The organism is Campylobacter troglodytis (assembly GCF_006864425.1).
Classification (GTDB): Bacteria; Campylobacterota; Campylobacteria; order Campylobacterales; family Campylobacteraceae; genus Campylobacter_D; species Campylobacter_D troglodytis.
Map to the genome: position 1 here is coordinate 1 of NZ_QHLI01000078.1, position 7,491 is coordinate 7,491.

Below are 7,491 nucleotides of genomic sequence, written 5' to 3' on the forward strand. Positions count from 1 at the left end.
CTCTGCTTGATCTTAAAACGAATAATACCAAAATTGAAACCAGGCTTGAAGCCTTGATAGAAAGAGGCGTTGATGAGGGGACAAGATGAGGGGTGAAAATGGGATGTAGAAAAGGATGAGGGCTAGTAAAAAAAGATGAGAATGGAATAATGAGGGAAAAAATGAGGACGAGTAGAAAAGATGAGTGGTGGAAAAAAGATGATGGTAGGAAACAAGATGAGGATGAGTAAAAAAAATGAGATGGAAATGATGAGAGCTTGAAAAAGATGAGATGACAAAAATGAGGAAAAAATAGGGTGTAAAAAAAATGAGGATTTAATTTTGATACAATAAACGGTGAATTTGGAGAAATTCAAGCAAAAAATTTCCTTGAAAAATATGAATTATTGCTTCATCAATCAAACACAACCTCAAGCTTTTCTGTAACTTGAATTCCAAAATAAATTCACAAAAGAGTTTATATTTAAGCTAAGAGAGGCAAAATGATACTATTGATAATACTTTATGCTTGCTGGCTTGCTTTTTGGGGGTTTGTTTGGATTATCGCACATGCTATGGTTTATAGTCCAGATATAGTTCAGGAATTTTTGATAATACTTGGACTAGATCTTGTGCCATTGTTGGTTTATAGTTTATTTTGTCTTGCTATAAAAAGAAATAAGAAATATTTAATAATGTTTTGTGTATTGCTTTTATATTATCCGTTAGCTTTTGTTGCGGAATATATTTTCCGTTTTGGAATAGACTCTTTTTTTAGTTTGATACGCTATTATTATTGGATACTATTTGAAGGAGGGAACCCAAGTGATAGCTAAACTTGATGATTTAAAAAATTACGCTGAACTAGCACAGGCAAGTTATTTTTACTTTGATTTAGATGGGTATGTATTGAAAGAAAATAATATCACTATTACCCTAAACGAAATTATAAGCTCAAATTACAATGGCAAAACAGCTGGTAAAAAAATAAAAATAGGACATGAATATTATCTTACTGACACATGCGAACTCAATGGCGAATTTGGAGAAATTCAAGCAAAAAATTTCCTTGAACGCTACGATTTACTCAAACACTGTCCTAACACAGATTCAGGATTTTCTGCGACACTGTTTCAAAATAAATTCACAAAAACATTTATATTTGCAATTCGTGGCACAAAGGGCATTTTAAATAGAGACCTGTGGATAAGCGATATGCAATTATTAGATCAAAATGTGCCAAATCAATACAAAGATATGCTTAACTTTTATCAAGCTTGCCTTGATACATATCCACAAATGAAAGAAAAACAGTCTTTAACCCTCACAGGACATTCATTAGGTGGAACCTTGGCTCAATTATTAGCCCTAAGCCTTTGCACTGCCAATGATAGAGGCAACATAAACGAAGTTTATACTTTTAATGCACCTGGTGCAAAGAATTTAAAGCCAGCTTATAATATAATTAGACTCAATTAAATTTAAACCAAAGGGTTTTTAAGCTAAGTCCTATGAAAAACAAAAGTCCGTTACCGAATTTCGTAGATATAATTTAGGGAAATTTTGAAGTATTTCGCCCTTGATTTAGAGGCGAAAAAACGCTCTACTTTGTCAAATTCGTCATCAAAATTTGTGTAAAATTTTCAAAGAAATTCGCATTTTAATAGCCAAAGAGTGTGAAAAAATCAGCAAAACGAAGTTTCTTTAGAAAATGAGCGGTGAGATAGAAGTTGATGAGAGTTATTTTTTACTTCGTTACACTCGCAACTGTAAGCAGAAGGTGCAAAGCGTGTGCGTGGAAGCGTGGGGCTGAAAACGCCTGTGTTTCTACTTCGTTACGCCTCTTGTAACTGTAAGCAAAAGGTTTGCTAAAATGCAATCGCACGAGTTTATACACAGGTGGTACTCTGCAAAGTCCCTTATGATAGGTAATAGCTCTTTGGCAGAGCAAGTGTTTGAGTGTATGAACTCGTGCGATTGCATTTTAGCATTCCAAACACAGGTGTTTTGCGACCAGCCCCACGCCCACGCTTTCCACGCACCCTTTTTGCTCCGAAATAACTCTCATTAACTTCAACCACTCATCTTGCTGATTTTTTCGCACTCTTTGGCTATCAAAAGCTTGCTGCACTATCCTATTCACGCAAGGGCGAGAAACCTTGTACAAAACAGCGATTTTGCTTACGCAAATGTCAGCACAAAAACACTCCAAAATTGCTAAAATTTCCGCTTTCAAATGTAGGGCAAAAATATATACTAACATCGATTTTACCAAGCTTTCAGCCGTAATTATATCAACTAAAAGTATCAATCGCCAATTTAAAAGCACAAAAAAGAAAATTTGTCCTTAACTTGTAAGAAACAGAATTAAGACGAAAAATTTAAGGCAATATTCTCATCAAAATTTACTAAAATTGATAAGAGAAAATCCTATTAAAGTATCTTGAGCCTAATTTATTTATTTCACAAACTCCACCTTTATATCGCAAATTCTAGCCCTATATATAGCCGTTGAGACGAGCATAACCACTTCTGTTTTGGCGAACTCTGCGACGTTTTCTTTATTCACACCCCCTATGGCTGAGAGCAAAATGTGCAGAAATTTGGCTTTTATCTCTTTTACAAGCTCACTTAAAGCCTTGCAAGAAAAGCGTTCGCATTGCAAAATGTCCGCTCCAAGCGTGATAAAATGCCTAGCCTAGTTAGCATTTTCTATCTCAATTATGATTTTATGCTCTTTGTAGGCATTTTTAAGCCTTACAAGCTCCTTTTCAAGGTCCTTGCAAAGCATTCTATGCTCTTTAAACACCAAAATGCTACCGTTTAACCCATATCTATACGGCAAAGCGTCTCCGCAAATAATTTTAGCAAGAATTTTTTCGCATAGGGCATAGTTTTTCGCGTGCCAAGTAGGGCTATGTTTTTATTTTGTAACCTTGCATTTTCAAGCATAGCTCGCGTATAAGTCGCCAAAGAACTAGCATTTTCAAGCAGATTTTGCATAGTTTTTACCACTTTAAAAGGCTCATCGCCTCGCCTTTTAACCTTAAAAATACGCTTTTTGGCTCAATTGTCTCTCTATCTTTTGCAAAAATTTCACTTTCAATGCCTTCAATTTTAGCAAGTCTAACGCACTCATCAAGCCCACAAAGCACAATTTCATCATTTTTGGGGTAAAAATTCACACTAGCAAAGCCCAAAATTCCAAGCCCAAAGCTAGTATTGTCCAAAAAGGACACATCTTGTTTAAGCAAGGCTATAAGCTCGTTGTCGCTAAACATTATCATCATTTATCTTTTGTGAAAAAACAACAAAATTGTAGCATAAAGCTTAAAATAATGTTAAATAATCTTAATCGATTTATGTTAAAATCACTTTTTTAAGGACACGCAATGAAAGAAATTTTGATTACCAACGATGATGGCTTTGAAAGCAAGGGTCTTAAAAAACTGCTTAAAATGCTAAAATCCAAATTTAAGGCTAGAATTACTGTGGTAGCTCCTGCTAGTGAAAAATCAGGCTCCTCTCACTCCATAACCCTAACCCGCCCCCTTCGCCTTGTAAAAATCAAAGAGAATTTTTACAAGCTTGATGATGGCACACCTACTGACTGTGTTTATCTTGCCTTGCATGCTTTATACAAGCACCGTTTGCCTGATCTTGTCATAAGTGGGATCAATCACGGAGCAAATATAAGCGAGGATATAAGCTACTCAGGAACTTGTGCAGGGGCTATGGAGGCTGTTTTGCAAGGAGTTCCTGCCTTAGCTCTTTCTCAATACTTTCAAAAAGGAGAGCTTCAAGAGGATTTAAGCTTTAAAAATGCTCTAAAAATTACCTATGAGGTGGTTAATAAGATCTTAACCGGAGGCTTTCCCCTTGAAAAAAAAGAATTTATAAATCTAAACTTCCCCTCAGCAAGGGCAAAATTCAAGGGATTAAGGGTTGCAAGGGCTGGAAAGAGGGTGTATAATTACAAGGCTTATGAGCATAAAAATCCAAGAGGATTTCAATATTTCTGGCTAGCAAGTACTGGCTTGGAGCATGAAAGTAAGCAAGATACAGACATAGATCTGCTTTTAAAAGGCTATGCTGTAATGACACCCGTAATGCTAGATCTAACAGCTTACAAGAGGCTAGAAACCCTTAAAAAATGGGCTAGTTTTGATCTGACTTAATGTATAACTTGCTAAAATTTTTAGACCAAGATACTTTAATAGGATTTTAGCTTATCAATTTCAGTAAATAAAGTATATTAAGCAAATTTTTTATTATGAGCTTTGTAAATTCAGCTAGTGCTTGAAAACTATCTTTAAAAATCATCTTATAAGCTTGATTAAGGGCTTTTTATGAATTTGACTAATTTTCTAAAATATCTATCTTAGTTTATGCTTAATATCTTTGTCTTAGTGTGAGTAAGATACTACAAGAAGGCTTTTTTACCTTGCAAGGATTTTTTGTTGTCTTACAAAGCAAAATAACAAAAGGTAAAAAATGACCGTGAATTCTTGTCATCTTGATCTTAGATTTATTGTAGCAAGCCAGTAAGCTACAAGGTATTTGCAATAAAAGTATCTAAAAGCAAGGCTTTTGCGTAAAAATAATCTTCTTTTGCATAGCAAGGTTTCTTTACAAAGCAAAATCGTTTTAGCAAAACGAAGTTTCTTTGATAAAGCAAGGTTTTTTAAAGTTTTCACCATAAAATGACAAGCTTGAGTTCAAGAACGATACTGTTTTACAAAAATATAGGCGATTGATACTTTTAGCTGATATAATAACAGCTAAAAGCTTGGTAAAATCGATGTTAAACAAATATATATTTTTGCCCTACATTTAAAAGCGAAAATTTAATCAATTTTGGAGTGTTTTTGTGCTGACATTTGCATAAGCAAAATCGCTGTTTTGTGCAAGGTTTCTCGCCCTTGCGTGAATAGGATAGTGCAGCAAGCTTTTAACCCTTAAAGAGTGTGAAAAAATTAGCAAAACGCAGTTTCTTTAGAAAATGAGTGGTTGAGGTTGATGAGAGTTATTTTTTACTTCGTTTCGTCTTGCAACTGCGTAGCAAAAGGTGCAAAAAGAGTGCGTGGAAAGCGTGGGGCTGGAAACGCCTATGTTTTTACTTCGTTAAGCCTCTTGCAACTGCGTAGTAGAAGTTTGCAAAGTTTGATTTGGCTAAATTTAAAGGCTAGGAAAGAAAATTTTATCCTTCACTTAAAAGAAACAGAGTTAAGACGAAAAATTTAAGGCAATATTATCATCAAAATTTATTAAAATTGATAAGCCAAAATCCTATTAGAGTATCTTGAGCCAAAATAAATATTCATTTTAAATCACAAAGAAACAATTTTTATATTTTTTTACTTCGCTTTGTTTGTTTCTTTGCAAGAAGGCATATTGTGGATTCAAACACAGCAAATTTGAGTTTGCTTTTGTTAAAAATCTATCGATGAAAGCTAAAAGCTCTAAGCTTATGCAAGGATGGGCTAAATTTAAAAGCAGTTCTAAAAAAATTTAATTTTACACCTAAAACAAAATTTAGATCTAGCACTAAATTACAAGATCAAGATTTGTGCAAAAACTTTTTGATAAGATACGCTTATGTTTTTCTAAGTCTTAAATAAAATGCGTAGAGTTGTCATCATTTAAAGAAAGATCGTAGTAGTTTGCATCCTCTCTTAGAGTAAAGCCATAATGCCTCCAAAACTCATTTCCTAAATCATTACTTTTAAAGGCTATGAGGGCTATTTTATTTATCTTTTCCTTGCGAAGTGCGTTTAGACAAAACTTTGTCATCTCGTGGGCTATGCCAAGCTTACGAAAGGCACTATGAACACAGACATGATAAAAGCCACCCGTGCGTCCATCGTGTCCGCAAAGTATGCTACCTATGATCTTGCCCTTTTTAAAGCCGTTTTTATCCTCATCAAGCTCGCAAACCACGCTTAAATTTGGATTTCTATCCAAAAAGCTTTCTATATAATCCTTGCTATCATCAATGCTTCTTATCCCAAAGCCCTTTATCTCGCACCAAAGCTCATAAACATTGCTATAATCGCCTTTTTGCATAGCTCTTAATATCATTTCTAGCCTTCAATATAAGTTTTAACACCCTTAAAATTGCTAAATTCAAGCTTTTAAATTTAAAAGCTCATAAGCTTGCGCTTAGCTCTAAACCAGCTTTTTCATCAAAGCCAAAGAGTATGTTGAGATTTTGCACAGCCTGACCTGCTGCTCCTTTGATGAGATTATCAAGGGCTGAGATTATGATAAGCCTTTGTGTCCTCTCATCAAAATGCAAATTTATATGGGTGAAATTTGTCCCCTTCACAAAGCGAGTTTGAGGCAAAATGCCCTTTGGCAAGAGCTTTATGAAGTACTCATCCTTGTAAAAATCACTCATTATTTTACGAAGCTCATCCTCGCTTAATTTTGTGCTTAATCTTGCATAAATGGTGCTTAAAATGCCCCTTTGCATAGGCACAAGGTGGGGGGTAAATTGCACTGTAAGCCCCTTACTAGCAGCTAAGCTAAGCTGGGTTTCTATCTCAGGTGTATGCCTATGAGTGCCAATGCCATAAGCAGCGAAATTTTCATTTGTCTCGCAGTATAAATTCTCAAGCTTTTCTCCTCTACCAGCTCCGCTTTTACCACTCTTTGCGTCTATTATTATGCTTGAAAGGTCTAAAACATCAGCTTTTACAAGAGGATAAAGGCTTAAAATGGCACAGCTAGTGTAACATCCAGCATTGGCAACAAGCCTTGCTTTTTTAATGTTAGCTCTATGAATTTCACTTAGTCCATACACAGCCTCGCTTAAAAAATTCACGCCCTCGTGCTTAATCTTATACCATTTTTCATAAACAGTTGCATCTTTTAGGCGAAAATCCGCACTAAGATCAATCACCTTTGTTTGCGAAAGCACCTCCTCGCTTAATTCTTTCATACAAAAGCCCTGAGGAGTAGCCATAAACACACAGTCTAAATCACTAGAAATTTCACAAAGCCTCTTATCATCACACCTTAGATCAACTAAGCCTTGCATACTAGGATAAACCTCGCTATAAGCCTTGCCTTTAAAGCTGCGAGAGCCTAGATAGCTTAATTTTACATTTGGATGCCTTAAAAGTAAGCGAACTAATTCATAGCCTGTGTAGCCATTTGCCCCTAAGATGCCAACAGTTATTTGTTTCACCAAAGATCCTTAAAATAAAAGTTTCATTATACTACAATTTTATCTTGCAAGTAAAAAAAGTTTCAAAAAAGTTTCATTCTTAAGGACTGTGCTACAAATTTGATGAAAATTTAAGGCTCAAAATGCTTTAATAGAATTTCTTCTTATCAATTTTAATAAAAATTTTGTCCTAATTTTTTTATCTTAACTTTGTTTCTTTTAAATGAAGCACACAATTTTCTTTTGGCGATTGATACTTTTAGCTGATATAATTACGGCTGAAAGGTTGGTAAAATCGATGTTAAACAAGTATATATTTTTGCCCTACATTTCGGAGCGAA

10 protein-coding genes and 2 pseudogenes are annotated in these 7,491 nt (G+C 34.8%); 5 read left to right on the forward strand and 7 right to left on the reverse strand.

The window, feature by feature from the left end; genetic code table 11:
- The first annotated feature begins 482 nt into the window (after positions 1-482).
- The 3 genes and pseudogenes from DMC01_RS11310 to DMC01_RS16860 all read left to right on the forward strand — a co-directional run.
- Positions 483-815: a hypothetical protein gene (locus DMC01_RS11310; RefSeq protein WP_142694315.1), complete on the forward strand. Its 333-nt coding sequence runs from the start codon at positions 483-485 to the stop codon at positions 813-815.
- Complete coding sequence (locus DMC01_RS11315) at positions 805-1,458, forward strand: lipase family protein (protein ID WP_185908900.1); 654 nt, start codon at positions 805-807, stop codon at positions 1,456-1,458. The genes DMC01_RS11310 and DMC01_RS11315 overlap by 11 nt, the downstream gene beginning before the upstream one ends.
- Before the next feature lie 72 nt (positions 1,459-1,530).
- A pseudogene (locus tag DMC01_RS16860) lies at positions 1,531-1,806 on the forward strand (hypothetical protein); the annotation flags it as partial.
- 149 nt (positions 1,807-1,955) lie between these two features.
- Here the strand turns inward: DMC01_RS16860 and DMC01_RS11320 are convergent.
- The 5 genes and pseudogenes from DMC01_RS11320 to DMC01_RS11335 all read right to left on the reverse strand — a co-directional run.
- Positions 1,956-2,060 (reverse strand): annotated as a pseudogene (locus tag DMC01_RS11320) (IS1595 family transposase); the annotation flags it as partial.
- A 377-nt stretch (positions 2,061-2,437) separates the two neighbouring features.
- Positions 2,438-2,665 (reverse strand): beta/alpha barrel domain-containing protein, encoded by a 228-nt coding sequence (locus DMC01_RS11325; RefSeq protein WP_142694316.1) that lies wholly within the window; start codon positions 2,663-2,665, stop codon positions 2,438-2,440.
- 12 nt (positions 2,666-2,677) lie between these two features.
- Positions 2,678-2,824 carry a hypothetical protein gene (locus tag DMC01_RS13810; RefSeq protein WP_185908902.1) on the reverse strand — a complete coding sequence of 49 codons (147 nt, stop codon included), beginning with the start codon at positions 2,822-2,824 and terminating at the stop codon, positions 2,678-2,680.
- Positions 2,803-2,994 carry a hypothetical protein gene (locus DMC01_RS11330; RefSeq protein WP_142694317.1) on the reverse strand — a complete coding sequence of 64 codons (192 nt, stop codon included), beginning with the start codon at positions 2,992-2,994 and terminating at the stop codon, positions 2,803-2,805. The genes DMC01_RS13810 and DMC01_RS11330 overlap by 22 nt, the downstream gene beginning before the upstream one ends.
- The gene (locus DMC01_RS11335) at positions 2,988-3,266 is read right to left on the reverse strand and encodes a beta/alpha barrel domain-containing protein (RefSeq protein ID WP_185908903.1); all 279 of its coding nucleotides are present in this window, start codon (positions 3,264-3,266) and stop codon (positions 2,988-2,990) included. The genes DMC01_RS11330 and DMC01_RS11335 overlap by 7 nt, the downstream gene beginning before the upstream one ends.
- 105 nt (positions 3,267-3,371) lie before the next feature.
- Here DMC01_RS11335 and surE point away from each other — a divergent pair, with 105 nt between their 5' ends.
- Positions 3,372-4,157: a 5'/3'-nucleotidase SurE gene (surE, locus tag DMC01_RS11340; protein ID WP_142694319.1), complete on the forward strand. Its 786-nt coding sequence runs from the start codon at positions 3,372-3,374 to the stop codon at positions 4,155-4,157.
- An 841-nt stretch (positions 4,158-4,998) separates the two neighbouring features.
- A complete protein-coding gene (locus DMC01_RS11345; protein WP_142694320.1) occupies positions 4,999-5,223 on the forward strand; it encodes a hypothetical protein in 225 nt (74 codons plus the stop codon).
- Positions 5,224-5,592: 369 nt separating this feature from the next.
- On the opposite strand, the gene DMC01_RS11350 is transcribed toward DMC01_RS11345, so the two are convergent.
- Entirely contained in the window at positions 5,593-6,060 is a 468-nt protein-coding gene (locus tag DMC01_RS11350) for a GNAT family N-acetyltransferase (RefSeq protein WP_142694321.1), read from the reverse strand.
- Positions 6,061-6,127: 67 nt separating this feature from the next.
- Positions 6,128-7,171, reverse strand: coding sequence for an N-acetyl-gamma-glutamyl-phosphate reductase (argC, locus tag DMC01_RS11355; protein ID WP_221887158.1), 1,044 nt, complete (start codon positions 7,169-7,171; stop codon positions 6,128-6,130).
- Positions 7,172-7,491: the final 320 nt, after the last annotated feature.

Coding starts and splice junctions, on each gene's coding strand:
- DMC01_RS11345 (WP_142694320.1), top strand. CDS start 4,999: ATGAGAGTTATTTTTTACTTCGTTTCGTCTTGCAACTGCGTAGCAAAA.
- DMC01_RS11335 (WP_185908903.1), bottom strand. CDS start 3,266: ATGATAATGTTTAGCGACAACGAGCTTATAGCCTTGCTTAAACAAGAT.
- DMC01_RS11310 (WP_142694315.1), top strand. CDS start 483: ATGATACTATTGATAATACTTTATGCTTGCTGGCTTGCTTTTTGGGGG.
- DMC01_RS11350 (WP_142694321.1), bottom strand. CDS start 6,060: ATGATATTAAGAGCTATGCAAAAAGGCGATTATAGCAATGTTTATGAG.
- surE (WP_142694319.1), top strand. CDS start 3,372: ATGAAAGAAATTTTGATTACCAACGATGATGGCTTTGAAAGCAAGGGT.